At 70.9% G+C, this 14,711-nt stretch carries 11 protein-coding genes, 2 tRNA genes and 1 pseudogene; 12 read left to right on the top strand and 2 right to left on the bottom strand.

Annotation, left to right across the window (positions count from 1 at the left end; all coding sequences use genetic code 11):
• Window positions 1–9: 9 nt before the first annotated feature.
• Window positions 10–153, bottom strand: a complete 144-nt coding sequence (gene rpmH / locus ACR807_RS10660) for a 50S ribosomal protein L34 (RefSeq protein ID WP_073897783.1) — start codon at window positions 151–153, stop codon at window positions 10–12.
• 541 nt (window positions 154–694) lie between these two features.
• Between rpmH and dnaA the strand changes: the two genes are divergently transcribed.
• From dnaA to ACR807_RS10605, 11 genes and pseudogenes are all read left to right on the top strand, one after another.
• Window positions 695–2,299: a chromosomal replication initiator protein DnaA gene (gene dnaA / locus ACR807_RS10655; RefSeq protein WP_438921078.1), complete on the top strand. Its 1,605-nt coding sequence runs from the start codon at window positions 695–697 to the stop codon at window positions 2,297–2,299.
• Window positions 2,300–3,367: 1,068 nt separating this feature from the next.
• Window positions 3,368–4,504 (top strand): DNA polymerase III subunit beta, encoded by a 1,137-nt coding sequence (dnaN, locus tag ACR807_RS10650; protein ID WP_438921077.1) that lies wholly within the window; start codon window positions 3,368–3,370, stop codon window positions 4,502–4,504.
• A 41-nt stretch (window positions 4,505–4,545) separates the two neighbouring features.
• The gene (gene gnd / locus ACR807_RS10645; RefSeq protein WP_438921076.1) at window positions 4,546–5,460 is read left to right on the top strand and encodes a phosphogluconate dehydrogenase (NAD(+)-dependent, decarboxylating); all 915 of its coding nucleotides are present in this window, start codon (window positions 4,546–4,548) and stop codon (window positions 5,458–5,460) included.
• A gap of 4 nt (window positions 5,461–5,464) precedes the next feature.
• Complete coding sequence (gene recF, locus ACR807_RS10640; RefSeq protein WP_438921075.1) at window positions 5,465–6,583, top strand: DNA replication/repair protein RecF; 1,119 nt, start codon at window positions 5,465–5,467, stop codon at window positions 6,581–6,583.
• Window positions 6,584–6,665: 82 nt separating this feature from the next.
• Window positions 6,666–7,205, top strand: a complete 540-nt coding sequence (locus ACR807_RS10635; protein ID WP_438921074.1) for a DciA family protein — start codon at window positions 6,666–6,668, stop codon at window positions 7,203–7,205.
• Between the two features lie 235 nt (window positions 7,206–7,440).
• Window positions 7,441–9,408: a DNA topoisomerase (ATP-hydrolyzing) subunit B gene (gyrB, locus tag ACR807_RS10630; protein ID WP_438921073.1), complete on the top strand. Its 1,968-nt coding sequence runs from the start codon at window positions 7,441–7,443 to the stop codon at window positions 9,406–9,408.
• 46 nt (window positions 9,409–9,454) lie between these two features.
• Entirely contained in the window at window positions 9,455–12,091 is a 2,637-nt protein-coding gene (gene gyrA / locus ACR807_RS10625; RefSeq protein ID WP_438921072.1) for a DNA gyrase subunit A, read from the top strand.
• A gap of 28 nt (window positions 12,092–12,119) precedes the next feature.
• Window positions 12,120–12,995 (top strand): DUF3566 domain-containing protein, encoded by an 876-nt coding sequence (locus ACR807_RS10620; RefSeq protein ID WP_438921071.1) that lies wholly within the window; start codon window positions 12,120–12,122, stop codon window positions 12,993–12,995.
• A 53-nt stretch (window positions 12,996–13,048) separates the two neighbouring features.
• A tRNA-Ile gene (locus tag ACR807_RS10615) sits at window positions 13,049–13,122 on the top strand.
• A gap of 35 nt (window positions 13,123–13,157) precedes the next feature.
• Window positions 13,158–13,271: pseudogene (locus ACR807_RS10610) on the top strand (DLW-39 family protein); the annotation flags it as partial.
• 44 nt (window positions 13,272–13,315) lie between these two features.
• Window positions 13,316–13,388, top strand: a tRNA-Ala gene (locus tag ACR807_RS10605).
• 166 nt (window positions 13,389–13,554) lie between these two features.
• On the opposite strand, the gene ACR807_RS10600 is transcribed toward ACR807_RS10605, so the two are convergent.
• Window positions 13,555–13,974, bottom strand: a complete 420-nt coding sequence (locus tag ACR807_RS10600) for a DoxX family protein (protein WP_438921070.1) — start codon at window positions 13,972–13,974, stop codon at window positions 13,555–13,557.
• A gap of 126 nt (window positions 13,975–14,100) precedes the next feature.
• Between ACR807_RS10600 and ACR807_RS10595 the strand changes: the two genes are divergently transcribed.
• Entirely contained in the window at window positions 14,101–14,655 is a 555-nt protein-coding gene (locus ACR807_RS10595; RefSeq protein ID WP_438921069.1) for a DUF2020 domain-containing protein, read from the top strand.
• The last annotated feature ends 56 nt before the right edge of the window (window positions 14,656–14,711 follow it).

The following is a 14,711-nucleotide window of genomic DNA, read 5'->3' as shown; positions in this document are numbered from 1 at the left end:
CTGCGGCGATCAGGCGGACAGCTGCTTGCGGCCCTTGCCACGGCGCGCGGCCAGGATGGCGCGACCCGCGCGGGTGCGCATGCGCAGCCGGAAACCGTGCGTCTTGGCACGGCGGCGGTTGTTGGGCTGGAAGGTGCGCTTACCCTTGCTCACGGTCGGACTCCCGGTGCTAACTGCCAAGCAGGTCTGTGGTCGTCCCCTGCCGATTCGTAGGCGCGCGAAGAGCACTCCGCGCGAGCGGGAGACGGTTACGAGGGTACGCAGCCCCGGGGGCGCTGTTCAAATCGGGGTCGTCGTCGAGGTGTCCGGCAGGGTGCCGGCGGGGTGTTCGGCGGGGTCCCGGCGGGCCCTCTCCGCAGGGGTGCGGCGGGCCTTCTCCGCGGGGGTGCGGGCGGGGCCGGCACCCGGGTGCGCTCCCCGGGTGCGGGCGGAAAGGACTTGCCCACCAGCGCGCCTTGTGGCAGCGCCCGCACCTTGTTAGCGTGCTGCCTTCGCGGGTAGGAGCGGGCCGGTGCGCCGCCGCCACGCAGACCGCAGGTGCTCGGAAAGCAACGGGGGGAGCCACTGCGCTCCGACGCGCGTTCGTGCACAGTTGTGGATAACTCTGTGGATGCCTCTATTCTCCGTGTCCACGTCGTGGAAGTCCCCGGGGACTGGCCGCGGAGAAGTACACCGAGGGGAGGGGAGCGCGGAGGTGTCCGACCACCAGACCGATCTGGGTCGAGTGTGGGAGCAGGTGGTGCAGGAGTTGGCCGCCAGCACCCTGTCACCCCAGCAACGGGCGTGGATGCGGGTGACGCGTCCCATCGGTCTGCTCGACGGAACCGCGCTGCTGGCCGCGCCGAGCGACTTCGCCAAGGAAGCGATCGAGCGCGCGCTGCGCGAGCCCATCACCGCCGCGCTGTCCCGCCGCCTCGGCCGCGCCGTCTCGCTGGCCGTCAAGGTTGATTCACCCGATCCAGTGACAGCGCCGATCCCGGTGCCGACCGCCGTGCCCGGCCTGGGCCACGTGCCGATCCCCGGTGCGCCGATGGTCCCGCTCAACGGGGGACCCGCGGCGCTCGCGCCGCTCACCACCGGCCTGCCCGGTGCGCCCGGCTCCGAGTCGGAGACCGACGGCGACGGCGAGGACGAGGTCGACGAGCAGGCCGAGGCGCTCGCCACCGTCAACGAGATCTGGCCGACGTTCGGCGGCGGGCAGCACGCGCCGGCGCCGACCGGGGTGCCGTACACGCGGCCCGCGAACCCGGCGTCCTCGCAGACCCGGCTGAACGAGAAGTACAACTTCGACACCTTCGTCATCGGCGCGTCCAACCGCTTCGCCCACGCCGCGGCCGTCGCGGTGGCCGAGGCGCCCGCCCGCGCGTACAACCCCCTGTTCATCTGGGGCGAGTCCGGTCTGGGCAAGACGCACCTGCTGCACGCCGTCGGGCACTACGCCCAGCGCCTGTTCCCCGGGATGCGCGTGCGGTACGTGTCGACGGAGGAGTTCACCAACGACTTCATCAACTCCCTGCGCGACGACCGCAAGGTCGCCTTCCAGCGCCGCTACCGGGACATCGACGTGCTCCTCGTCGACGACATCCAGTTCCTGGAGGGCAAGGAAGGCACGCAGGAGGAGTTCTTCCACACGTTCAACACGCTGCACAACTCGAACAAGCAGATCGTCGTGTCCTCCGACCGGCCGCCCAAGCGGCTGGAGACCCTGGAGGACCGCCTGCGCACCCGGTTCGAGTGGGGCCTGATCACGGACATCCAGCCGCCCGAGCTGGAGACGCGCATCGCGATCCTCCGCAAGAAGGCGGCCCAGGACCGGTTGGCGGCGCCCGCCGAGGTGCTGGAGTTCATCGCGGCCCGGATCGAGCGGAACATCCGCGAGCTGGAGGGCGCGCTCATCCGCGTCACCGCGTTCGCCTCGCTCAACCGGCAGCCGGTCGACGTGCAGCTGGCCGAGATAGTGCTGCGCGACCTGATCCCGGACTCGCACGCCCCGGAGATCACCGCGCCCACGATCATGGCGGTCACCGCGGAGTTCTTCTCCGTGTCCATAGACGACCTGTGCGGGCCGGGCAAGACCAAGGTCCTGGCCCAGGCGCGGCAGATCTCCATGTACCTGTGCCGCGAGCTGACGGACCTGTCGCTGCCGAAGATCGGCCAGACGTTCGGCGGCCGGGACCACACCACGGTCATGCACGCGGACAAGAAGATCCGCAAGGAGATGGCCGAGCGCCGCCGCGTCTACGAGCAGGTGCAGGAGCTGACGTCGCGCATCAAGCAGCGCGCCCGCCGCACCCCGTAGCCCCGCAAACGCTTGCCCCACCCGAACCCCCGTCGCACGCCCCACCGCGACGGGGGTTTCCTCATCTCCCGCGAGTCATGCACCCGCACCCCCCGAGTCATGCGCTCACGCCCCCCGAGCCATGCGCTCACGCCCCCGCCCCCCGAGAGTCCAACCTCCAGGCCCCGAGAGTCCAACCTCCAGGCCCCGAGAGTCCAACGCCCGGGACCCGAGAGTCGAACGCCCGGGACCCCTGAGTTGGCCACTCGGGCCCCGGGCGGGCGCGGGGGTCCGCCCTCCCCGCCGCCCCGCGCGCACCCGGGTGCCGCCGCCGCACCCGGGGAGCGACCGACCCGCACCCGGGGGCGGCCGGGTCCGGGCGGCGGGGCGCCGGCGGCACCCGGGTGCGACGCCCGCCGAACGCCCGCGGACGCCCCGCACCCGGGGCGCGGACCCCTGTGGAACCGGTTCCGCGGCACATCACCCCATCAGGGGCGCGGAATACCCCCTGTCCAGGCCCTCAAGGCGATCCGCCCAGGTCGCCCGACCGGCCCGCCGGGCCCGCACCCGGGTGCACCTGCGGCGACGAGTTGTCCACAGCCCTGCGAAAACGCCCCGTGGGGGGAGATCCGCACCACGATCACCCTGTGCAGCACCCGGGTACAACTCGACCCACACCCGGGGATTAACCCGGGGACAACTCGGCCTTCCTGTGGACCGAACGGAGCACCGCCGGAGTTCTCCCCGGGTGCGCCGAGTTGTCCCCGGGTGCCACCCCGTCTCCGTCCACACCCCCACGCAGGCGGCGAGCTGCTGAAACAGGTGTTGTCCACACAATCCACAGCCCTTACTGCTGTTGCTGTTGTCTTCCCTTGAAGAGAAGAACAAAGAAAAAACAGGCGGGGGTCGAGCCCGGGGACGGAGGCTCCGCCCCGGGGGCGGACCCGAGATGACGAAGGACGCCCCGACGCTCTACGGTGGGGAACCTCCGCGCCGAGGGTCGGACCGATCCGGCGAGGGACGCGGCCCCCCAACCCCCACCGCAACACGTGCTGTTGCCGGTCATGCCGACTTGAGGAAGGACGCCTCATGAAGATCCGCGTCGAGCGCGACGGCCTGGCCGACGCCGTCGCCTGGGTCGCCCGCAGCCTGCCGTCCAGGCCGCCCGTCCCGGTGCTCGGCGGCGTCCTGCTGGACGCGGGTGCGGAGGACGGCTCGGGCGAGGCGCTCACCGTCTCCGGCTTCGACTACGAGGTGTCCGCCCAGTGCGGCGTCCCGGCCACGATCGCGGACGGCGGCAAGGCGCTGGTCTCCGGCCGGCTGCTGGCCGACATCACCAAGGCGCTGCCGAACCACCCCGTCGAGATCGCGGTCGACGGTTCGCGCATGACCATCTCCTGCGGCAGCGCCCGGTTCTCCCTGCCGACCATGCCGGTCGAGGACTACCCGCAGCTGCCGTCCATGCCGCAGCTCGCCGGCGAGCTGCCGGGCGACGTCTTCGGCGAGGCCGTCGCCCAGGTCGCGGTCGCGGCGGGCAAGGACGACACGCTCCCGATGCTGACCGGCGTGCGGTTGGAGATCGGGGAGGGCAAGCTGACCCTCGTGGCCACCGACCGCTTCCGCCTCGCGATGCGCGAGTTCGCGTGGGAGCCGAACGACGGGCTCGGCGAGGTCGCCGTCCTGGTGCCCGCCAAGACCCTGAACGACTCGGCGAAGACGCTCGGCGCGTCCGGCGCGAGGATCGAGCTGTCGCTGGCCGCCAACGACGGGCTGCTCGGCCTGTCCGGCACGGGCCGCCGCACGACCACCCGCCTGCTCGACGCCGACTTCCCGAAGTACCGCCAGCTGCTGCCCACCGAGCACTCGGCCGCCGCGGTCATCGAGGTCGACGCGCTGGTGCAGGCGATCAAGCGCGTGTCCCTGGTCGCCGAGCGGGGCACCCAGGTCAGGCTGGAGTTCGTGGAGTCGGGCCTGCGCCTGTCGGCGGGCGGTGACGACGAGGGCAGCGCCGAGGAGGAGCTGCCGGTCGACTACACCGGCGACGAGGTCACCATCGCGTTCAACCCGACCTACCTGCTGGAGGGCCTCCAGGCGGTGCGCACGCCGCGCGCCCACTTGTCCTTCACCACACCCAGTCGGCCCGCGCTCCTGAAGCCGGTGAACGAGGATGGGGACGTGGCGCCGGGCTACCTGTACCTGCTGATGCCCGTGCGCCTGCCCGGCTGATCCACAACGCCATCCACAGACGCTAGGGAAGAGGAACGACCGTGCAGCTCGGACTCGTCGGCCTCGGCAAGATGGGCTTCAACATGCGCGAGCGCATCCGCCGCGCGGGGCACGAGGTGGTCGGCTACGACCGCAACCCGGAGGTGACCGACGCCGAGTCGCTCGCCGACATGGTGGGCAGGCTCGACGCACCCCGCGTGGTGTGGGTGATGGTGCCCGCCGGTGAGATCACCCGGCAGACGATCGCCGAGCTCGGCGACCTGCTCGAACCGGGTGACCTGGTGATCGACGGCGGCAACTCGCGCTTCACCGACGACTCGGAGAACGCCGAGGCGCTGGCCGCCAAGGGCATCGCGTACGTCGACGCCGGCGTGTCCGGCGGCGTGTGGGGCCTGGAGGTCGGCTACGGCCTGATGGTCGGCGGCGAGCCCGAGCACGTCGAGCGCGCCATGCCGATCTTCGACGCGCTGCGCCCGGAGGGGCCGCGCGAGGAGGGCTTCGCGCACGCGGGCCCGGTCGGCGCCGGCCACTTCGCGAAGATGGTGCACAACGGCATCGAGTACGGCCTGATGCAGGCGTACGCGGAGGGCTTCGAGCTGCTGGAGGCGTCCGAGCTGGTGCAGGACGTGCCGGCCACGATCAAGGCGTGGCAGCGCGGCACGGTCGTCCGCTCGTGGCTGCTCGACCTGCTGGTCCGGGCGCTGGAGTCGGACCCGGAGCTGGACGACCTGCGCGGTCACGTCGAGGACTCCGGCGAGGGCCGGTGGACGGTGGAGGAGGCGATCAAGCACGCGGTGCCCGCGCCGGTGATCTCCGCCGCCCTGTTCGCCCGGTTCGCGTCGCGCCAGGACGACTCGCCCGCCATGCGCGCGGTCGCGGCCCTGCGCAACCAGTTCGGCGGCCACGCCGTGGTGACCGCGGGTCCCTCGTCCGGTGCCGGCTCCACGCAGAGCTGACGCGTTGTACGTCCGGCACCTCCAGGTCACCGACTTCAGGTCGTGGGAGCACGCCGACCTGGCGTTCGAGCCGGGCGTGAGCGTGCTGGTCGGGCGCAACGGCCAGGGCAAGACGAACCTGGTCGAGGCGTTGGGCTACGTGGCCACCCTGGGTTCCCACCGGGTGGCCACGGACGCGCCGCTGGTCCGGCACGGCGCGTCCCGCGCCGTGGTCCGGACGGCGGTGGTCAACGAGGGGCGCGAGCTGCTGGTCGAGCTGGAGGTCACGCCGGGGAAGGCGAACCGGGCGCGGGTCAACCGCGGCCCGGTGCCGCGCCCGCGCGACGTGCTGGGCATCCTCCGGACGGTGCTGTTCGCGCCGGAGGACCTGGCGCTCGTGCGCGGCGACCCCGGTGAGCGGCGGCGGTTCCTCGACGAGCTGCTCACCACCCGCGCGCCCCGGTACGCGGGGGTGCGCGCCGACTACGACCGCGTGCTCAGGCAGCGGGGCGCGCTGCTGAAGACGGTGCGGGCGAGCCGCAACGCCGACCTCGGCACGCTCGACGTGTGGGACGGGCACCTGGCCCGGCACGGCGCGGAGCTGCTGGCCGCCCGGCTGGACCTGGTCGCGGACATCGCGCCGCACGTGGCCGCCGCGTACGCGGAGGTCGCGCCGGAGTCCCGGCCGGCGCGGGTGGTGTACCGCTCGAGCCTGGGGGAGGCGTTCCCCGGCGTGCACGACCGCGAGGTGCTGGAGGACGCGCTGCTCGCCGAGCTGAACCGGGTCCGGCCGCAGGAGGTCGACCGGGGCGTGTGCCTGGTCGGCCCGCACCGCGACGACCTGGAGCTGTTCCTCGGCGAGCTGCCGGCGAAGGGCTACGCGAGCCACGGCGAGTCGTGGTCGTTCGCGCTGGCGCTGCGGCTCGGCGGGTACGAGCTGCTGCGCGCGGAGGGCGCCGAGCCGGTGCTGGTGCTCGACGACGTGTTCGCCGAGCTGGACCGGGGCCGCCGCCGGCAGCTGGCGAAGGTGGCGGCGGCGGCCGAGCAGGTGGTGATCACCGCGGCGGTCGCGGAGGACGTGCCCGAGGAGCTGGAGGGCGCGCGGTTCGAGGTCGGCCACGGGGAGGTGAGCCGTGTCCGGTGAACTGGACCGATCGGGTGTGACGCGCTCCACATCTGGGGACAACCCTGTGGATGGTGTGGATAACTCGGCCACGAAACCGGACATGTCCACAGCTGAAGTCGCTCAAGGGGGTGGACTTCGGGGGTCGGACCTCGCGCGGGCCGCCCTGGAGGCCGCCCGCGCGTCGGCCAAGGAGCGCGGTGTGCGCGGCGTCCGCAAGGGCACCGGCACGGGCGCCGCCGCGGGCCGCCGGCGCCGGCGCCGCTGGTCGGGGCCGGGCCCGGACGACCGCGACCCGCAGCCCCTCGGCAGGCTGGCCGCGCGGATCGCCGCCGACCGGGGCTGGGTGGAGCGGCTGGCGGGCGGGCAGGTGTTCGCGCGCTGGCCGAAGCTGGTGGGGGAGGACGTCGCCGAGCACGCGCGGCCGGTTTCGTTCGAGAACGGCGAGCTGACCGTGCAGGCCGACTCGACGGCGTGGGCGACGCAGCTGCGGCTGCTCCAGCGCGAGCTCATCAAGCGCATCGCGGCGGGCGTGGGCAACGGCGTGGTGACGAGCCTGAGGGTGCAGGGCCCGGCGGCGCCGAACTGGCGCTTCGGCCCCAGGCACGTCCCAGGCCGCGGGCCGCGTGACACCTACGGGTGATGCCGCCAGGGCCGCAGCGGCGATCCTGTGGGGCGGTGAGCGCTCACCAGCCGATTTTCAGCCCGGCAACCGCCGTCCGTACCCATCCACCTTCACTTCGGGCCGCCTGTGAGGAAACCAGGGGTGTCCTAAGTGGGTTTCTGTCGGTCCTCGCCGGTAGAATCGAGGGGTAGCGCAACCCAGCGTCGCCCGGCGACGGTCCCAGTCGCGTGAAGTCCGAGGAGACACCAGGCCCGTGGCAGCCAAGAATGAGTACAGCGCGTCCTCGATCACCGTCCTGGAAGGTCTGGAGGCGGTTCGCAAGCGGCCCGGCATGTACATCGGGTCGACCGGCGAGCGCGGTCTCCACCACCTGATCCAGGAGGTCGTGGACAACTCCGTCGACGAGGCCATGGCCGGGTACGCGACCGTGGTCGACGTGACCCTGCTGGCCAACGGCGGCGTCCGGGTCATCGACGACGGCCGCGGCATCCCGGTCGACATGCACCCGGTGGAGAAGAAGCCGACGCTGGAGGTCGTCCTCACCAAGCTGCACGCGGGCGGCAAGTTCGACAGCGACTCCTACGCGGTGTCCGGCGGCCTGCACGGCGTCGGCATCTCGGTGGTGAACGCGCTGTCCACCGCCGTCGACGTCGAGGTCAAGCGCCAGGGTTTCACGTGGAACCAGCGCTACGAGAACACCAAGCCGGCCCACGAGCTGCGCAAGGGTGAGCCGACCGACGACACCGGCACCACGATCACGTTCTGGGCGGACCCGGAGATCTTCGAGACCACCGAGTACAACATCGAGACGATCTCGCGCCGCCTCCAGGAGATGGCCTTCCTGAACAAGGGCCTCACGATCATCCTGCGCGACGAGCGCGTGCAGGACGCCGACGCCGAGGCCGACGCCGAGGGCCACGTGGCCGCGGTGAAGGAGCGCGTCTTCCACTACCCGGGTGGTCTGGAGGACTTCGTCCGCCACATCAACCACACGCGCGAGGCCGTGCACCAGAAGGTCGTCTCGTTCGAGGCGAAGGGCGAGGACCTCGAGGTCGAGGTCGCGATGCAGTGGAACACCGGCTACACGCCGTCGGTCTACACCTTCGCGAACACGATCAACACGCACGAGGGCGGCACGCACGAGGAGGGCTTCCGCGCCGCGCTGACCCGCGTGGTCAACGAGTACGCGCGCGACAAGAAGCTGCTCAAGGAGAAGGACTCGAACCTCACCGGCGACGACATCCGCGAGGGCCTGGCCGCGATCATCTCGGTCAAGCTCAAGGAGCCGCAGTTCGAGGGCCAGACGAAGACCAAGCTGGGCAACAGCGAGGCCAAGTCGTTCGTGCAGAAGTCGACGAACGAGCACCTGGCCGACTGGTTCGAGCGCCACCCGAACGAGGCGCGGACGATCGTCACCAAGTCGGTCTCGTCGGCGCAGGCCCGCATCGCCGCCCGCAAGGCCCGCGAGCTGGTGCGCCGCAAGGGCGCGCTGGACATCGGCGGCCTGCCCGGCAAGCTCAAGGACTGCCGCTCCACCAACCCGGAGGAGTGCGAGATCTACGTCGTGGAGGGCGACTCCGCGGGCGGCTCGGCCAAGGAGGGCCGCGACTCCATGTTCCAGGCGATCCTGCCGATCCGCGGCAAGATCATCAACGTGGAGAAGGCGCGCATCGACCGCGTGCTGAAGAACAACGAGGTCCAGTCGCTGATCACCGCGTTCGGCACCGGCATCCACGAGGACTTCGACCTCTCCAAGCTGCGGTACCACAAGATCGTGCTGATGGCCGACGCCGACGTCGACGGCCAGCACATCCGCACCCTGCTGCTGACCCTGCTGTTCCGGTTCATGCGCCCGCTGATCGAGCACGGCCACGTGTACCTCGCGCAGCCGCCGCTCTACAAGATCAAGTGGCAGCGCGCGGAGCCGGAGTACGCCTACTCCGACCGCGAGCGCGACGGCCTGGTCCAGGCCGGCCTCGCCGCGGGCAGGAAGATCGGCAAGGACGACAACATCCAGCGCTACAAGGGGCTCGGCGAGATGAACGCCTCCGAGCTGTGGGAGACGACGATGGACCCGGCCAACCGGGTGCTGCTCCAGGTGACCATGGACGACGCCGCGACCGCCGACGAGCTGTTCAGCGTGCTGATGGGCGAGGACGTGGAAGCCCGCCGCTCGTTCATCACCCGCAACGCCAAGGGTGTGCGGTTCCTCGACGTCTGACCGTCCCCGCCCCGACCCGCTGGCTTGCCCTTAAGGAAGAAGAACTGTGAGCGAGACGACGCTGCCCCCGGCGACCGGGGGGGACCGCACGGAGCTGCGCGACATCCAGCAGGAGATGCAGAACTCGTACATCGACTACGCGATGAGCGTGATCGTGGGACGAGCGCTGCCCGACGTGCGCGACGGCCTCAAGCCCGTGCACGTGCGCGTCCTGTACTCGATGTTCGACTCCGGCTTCCGCCCGGACCGCAGCTACAACAAGTGCGCCCGCGTCGTGGGCGACGTGATGGGCAACTACCACCCGCACGGCGACTCGGCGATCTACGACGCGCTGGTCCGCCTCGCCCAGCCGTGGGCCCTGCGGTACCCGCTGATCGACGGCCAGGGCAACTTCGGCTCCCAGGGCAACGACCCGGCCGCCGCCATGCGCTACACCGAGTGCCGGCTCACCCCGTTGGCCATGCAGATGCTGGCCGACATCGAGGAAGACACCGTCGACTTCCGCGACAACTACGACGGTCGCATCCAGGAGCCGACGGTCCTCCCGTCGCGCGTGCCCAACCTGCTGATCAACGGCAGCGCCGGCATCGCGGTCGGCATGGCCACCAACATCCCGCCGCACAACCTCCGCGAGGTCGCGGACGGCGTGGTGTGGGCGCTGGACAACCCCGACGCCTCCGACGAGGAGACGTTGGAGGCGATGATCGAGCGGATCAAGGGGCCGGACTTCCCGACCCACGGCCTGATCCTCGGCAACTCCGGCATCCAGGACGCCTACCGCACCGGCCGCGGCTCGGTGAAGATGCGCGCGGTCGTCGAGATCGACGAGGACGCCAAGGGCCGCACGATCCTGGTCGTCACCGAGCTGCCGTACCAGGTCAACCCGGACAACCTGGTGGAGAACATCGCCACCCTGGTCCGCGACCAGAAGCTCACCGGCATCGCGAACATCGCCGACGAGTCGAACCGCCGCATCGGCATGCGCATCGTGATCACGCTCAAGCGCGACGCGGTGGCCAAGGTCGTGCTGAACAACCTCTACAAGCACACCCAGCTCCAGTACTCCTTCGGCGTGAACATGCTGTCGCTGGTCGACGGCATCCCGCGCACGCTGCGCCTGGACCAGATGATCCGGCACTACGTGAAGCACCAGGTCGAGGTCATCGTCCGGCGCACGCGGTTCCGGCTGCGCAAGGCCGAGGAGCGGGCCCACCTGCTGCGCGGCCTGGTCAAGGCGCTCGACCAGCTCGACGCGGTGATCGCCCTGATCCGGCGGTCGCAGACGCCCGACCTGGCGCGCACCGGCCTGATGGAGCTGCTCGACGTCGACGAGCTCCAGGCCAACGCGATCCTGGAGATGCAGCTCCGCCGCCTGGCGGCCCTGGAGCGGCAGAAGATCATCGACCAGCTGGCCGAGATCGAGGTGGAGATCGCCGACCTCCAGGACATCCTGGCGACCCCGCAGCGGCAGCGCGCGATCGTGCGCGAGGAGCTGCTGGCGATCGTCGAGAAGCACGGCGACGACCGGCGCACCAAGATCGTGCCGTTCGACGGCGACGTGTCGATGGAAGACCTCATCGCGGTCGAGGACGTCGTCGTCACGATCACCCGCACGGGTTACGCGAAGCGCACGAAGACCGACCTGTACCGCTCGCAGAAGCGCGGCGGCAAGGGCGTCCAGGGCGCCCAGCTCAAGCAGGACGACATCGTGCAGCACTTCTTCGTGTGCTCCACGCATGACTGGATCCTGTTCTTCACCAACAAGGGCCGCGTGTACCGGGCCAAGGCGTACGAGCTGCCCGAGGCGAACCGCAACGCCCGCGGCCAGCACGTGGCCAACCTCCTGGCGTTCCAGCCGGAGGAGGAGATCGCCCAGGTCATCCAGATCAAGAACTACGAGGTCGCGCCGTACCTGGTGCTCGCGACCAAGAAGGGCCTGGTCAAGAAGTCGAAGCTGTCCGACTTCGACTCCAACCGCTCCGGCGGCCTGATCGGCATCAACCTGCGCGACGACGACGAGCTGGTCGGCGCGGTGCTGTGCTCGGCGGAGGACGACCTCCAGCTGATCTCGGCCGACGGCCAGTCCATCCGGTTCCACGCCAGCGACGAGGCGCTGCGCCCGATGGGCCGCGCCACCTCGGGCGTGCTGGGGATGCGCTTCAACACCGGTGACGAGCTGCTCTCGGTGGGTGTCGTCCAAGAGGGTCTGTTTGTTTTGGTGGCCACCGACGGCGGGTACGCCAAGCGCACTCCGATCGAGGACTACCCGGTGCAGGGGCGAGGGGGCAAGGGTGTGTTGACGATCCAGCACGACCGCAGGCGTGGGAGGCTTGTCGGCGCGCTCATCGTCGACGTCGACGACGAGCTCTACGCGATCACCTCCTCGGGCGGCGTCATCAGGACCAGCGCCAAGGAGGTGCGCAAGGCGGGACGGCAGACGAAGGGCGTTCGGCTGATGAACCTCGGCGAGGGGACAACCCTGATCGCGGTGGCGCGCAACGCCGACGAGCCCGTGGACGTCACCACTGGTGACGGGGTTCCCGTCGCCGACCCCGTGCCGACCGCCGCTTCCGACGGTCGCCCGATCGTCGACGGCGGTTCGATCGTCGACCCGGTCGACGGCGGTTCGGCCGACGACCCCGGTGCCGGGGTCGAGGACGACCAGGCCGGGCCGGCCAACTAGCGCGCGAACGAGAGGTTGAGGACTGCTCGTGACTCCACCCGAGAAGCCAGAGGACAAGACCGCGGTGATCACCCGGCCCGGCGCGGAGCCGAAACCGGCGGAGGACGCCGGGAAGCCGGTGGTCGCCCCCTCGGAGGTGTCCGAGAAGTCCGAGACCCCCGCCGTGCCGGCGGCGGACGGCGCGGGCGGGCCGGAGAGGACCGGGTCCGACAAGGCCGGCGCCGACACGTCGGGGTCGGACAAGGTCGGGGACGACCACCACGCCGCCGCGCCCCCGCCGTGGGCGCGGGGGGCGAGCGACCAGCAGTACGGCGAGGCGCAGCAGGTCGGCCCGGCCGACCTGATCGCCCCGCCCGAGCAGACCACCCAGATGGCGCAGCCCGCGTACCCGGCGAACGACCCGGACACGGTCGCGGTGGCCCGGCCGGTGGTGCCCGGCTCGGCCGCGTCCGGCTCGGCGCGCACGCAGGTGAACCTCGGCGCGCAGAACGGCAGGCCGGCGGCCAGCGGGGCGTCCTCGTCGTCGCGCCGCCCGGGGCGCGGCCCGCGGCGGGCGAGCCTCCAGGTCAAGCGGGTCGACCCGTGGTCGGTGCTGAAGCTCGCCCTGGTGCTCAGCGTGGCGCTGTTCTTCGTGTGGCTGGTGGCGGTCGGCGTGCTCTACGGCGTGCTGAACGGCATGGGCGTGTGGGACAAGATCAACAACACCGCCAACGACCTGCTCCAGGGCAACGAGCCGAGCGGTGACCCGCTGATCAGCGCCGGTCGCGTGTTCGGCGTGGCGGCGATCGTGGGCGCGGTGAACATCGTCCTGTTCACCGCCCTCGCCACCGTCGGTTCGTTCGTCTACAACGTGTCGGCCGACCTCGCGGGTGGTCTGGAAGTGACCCTCTCCGAGAGGGAGTGACCCGATTTGGGGCCGCGGCGGGACGTGTTGTAAGGTTCTCGTCGTTGCCCCAAGGGCCTATAGCTCAGACGGTTAGAGCGCTTCGCTGATAACGAAGAGGTCGGAGGTTCGAGTCCTCCTAGGCCCACCGGAAGTTCAACGGCATCGCAGAGGGGAATCGCCGTGAAGAAGATCATCGCACTCGTTGCAGTCGCCGGTGCGGTCCTGTTCTTCGTCAAGCGCAACCGCTCGGCGAAGGCCGACGCGGACCTGTGGCGCGAGGCCACCGCTCCCACCGCCTGACACCGCGAGGGCGGTCCCCGTCTGCCGCCCCTCGCGAGGGGGACGTAGCTCAATTGGCAGAGCACCGCCTTTGCAAGGCGGGGGTTAGGGGTTCGATTCCCCTCGTCTCCACGCTCCACCGGCTCGTACTCCTGTCACCACGAGTGCGAGCCGTTTGCGTTTCACGGTTCCGCGCACGACGTTTCACGGTTCCGCGCACGACACCGACAGGTGGAAGGCCCGCACCCATTGCCGCTGGGTGCGGGCCTTCGTGCTGCCTCTGCTAGTGCGTGCGCGACTACGCGTTCACCAGCTGGTGCTCCTGCTTGCGACGTGAGGCGATCACCTTGTCCAAGGCCCACGAGCCGGGACCGGTGAACGCCAGCAGCAGGAACACCCACGCGTACACCGCGGCGAGCTCACCCTTGTTCTGGATGGGCAGGAGCCCGGCGGGCTGGTGCACCACGAAGTACGCGTAGGCCATCGCTCCGGAGGAGATCAGCGCGGCGACGCGGGTGCCGAGGCCGATGACGATCAGCGCGCCACCGACGAACTCGATCAGCCCGGCGGGCCCGGAGGGCCAATCGGTGATCGACACAGCACCCTTGGACCCCAGCACGCCGAACAACTTCTGCGCGCCGTGGCACATGAACAACACGCCGACGACGATCCGGAACACGGCGATTGCGTGGTCGCGACCGCGGTCAAGAACGTTCATGCGAACTCAGTCCTTCACAGCAGGGGCGGCCGGCAGGGTAAGGACAACCTAACGGGGATGACCGTACGTGCCTAGGTGGTCACCCTGTCGAAACAATGTCGAAGGTTCTGGTTGACTGGCGGCCCTATGAACCGAGTGCTGCTCACCGCCCTGCCCTCCCTGCTGGTCCTCGGCCTGCTCACCGCGTGCGGCGACCGGGAACCGACCGCGGCCACCACGCCCGCGGCGCCGCCGTCCAGCGCGGCGGCGGCCACGACGACCGGACCCGCGGGCCCTCCGCCCGTGCCGCAGCCCGCCGTCGACGGCGAGTGCCCCTACCTGGCGTCCGCCGTCGTCCAGGAGTCCAACGGCCAGCTCGTGCGCAAGGTCAGGCTCTCCGCCGACCGGCCCGACCCGGCGTGCTTCTTCTACGCGAACGCCACCGAGGTCCAGCTGTCGGTGTGGGTGTTCCACGGCGACCCGGCGACGGCGGAGGCCGTGGTCGACCGGGCGGCGCCGGTGGCCGACTCCAACCCCGCCGCCGAGCCCGCCGGCTGGGAGGGCGGCTCGCTGTCCACCGACACCGGCGCGGTGTACGCCGTGTCGAAGGGCGGGGACGCGGTCGTCGTGACCAGCAACCAGAAGCAGACGATCAAGGCGCGCGAGATCGTCAAGGCCGTCGTGGCCGACCTCGGCCTCTGACCGGCCCGACCCACCCCGGACACGGCTCCGCGCCCGATCCCGGTTCACGGGATCGA

It is taken from the genome of Saccharothrix sabaoui (assembly GCF_051756985.1).
Lineage (GTDB): Bacteria > Actinomycetota > Actinomycetes > Mycobacteriales > Pseudonocardiaceae > Actinosynnema.
Note: the sequence above shows the minus strand (reverse complement) of the source record. Positions and strands in the feature narration are given on the sequence as shown.

What these genes read in the sequence shown, in the direction of transcription:
- dnaN (WP_438921077.1), top strand. Translation starts at nt 3,368, where the DNA reads ATGAAGATCCGCGTCGAGCGCGACGGCCTGGCCGACGCCGTCGCCTGG.
- ACR807_RS10635 (WP_438921074.1), top strand. Translation starts at nt 6,666, where the DNA reads ATGTCCACAGCTGAAGTCGCTCAAGGGGGTGGACTTCGGGGGTCGGAC.
- ACR807_RS10600 (WP_438921070.1), bottom strand. Translation starts at nt 13,974, where the DNA reads ATGAACGTTCTTGACCGCGGTCGCGACCACGCAATCGCCGTGTTCCGG.
- ACR807_RS10595 (WP_438921069.1), top strand. Translation starts at nt 14,101, where the DNA reads ATGAACCGAGTGCTGCTCACCGCCCTGCCCTCCCTGCTGGTCCTCGGC.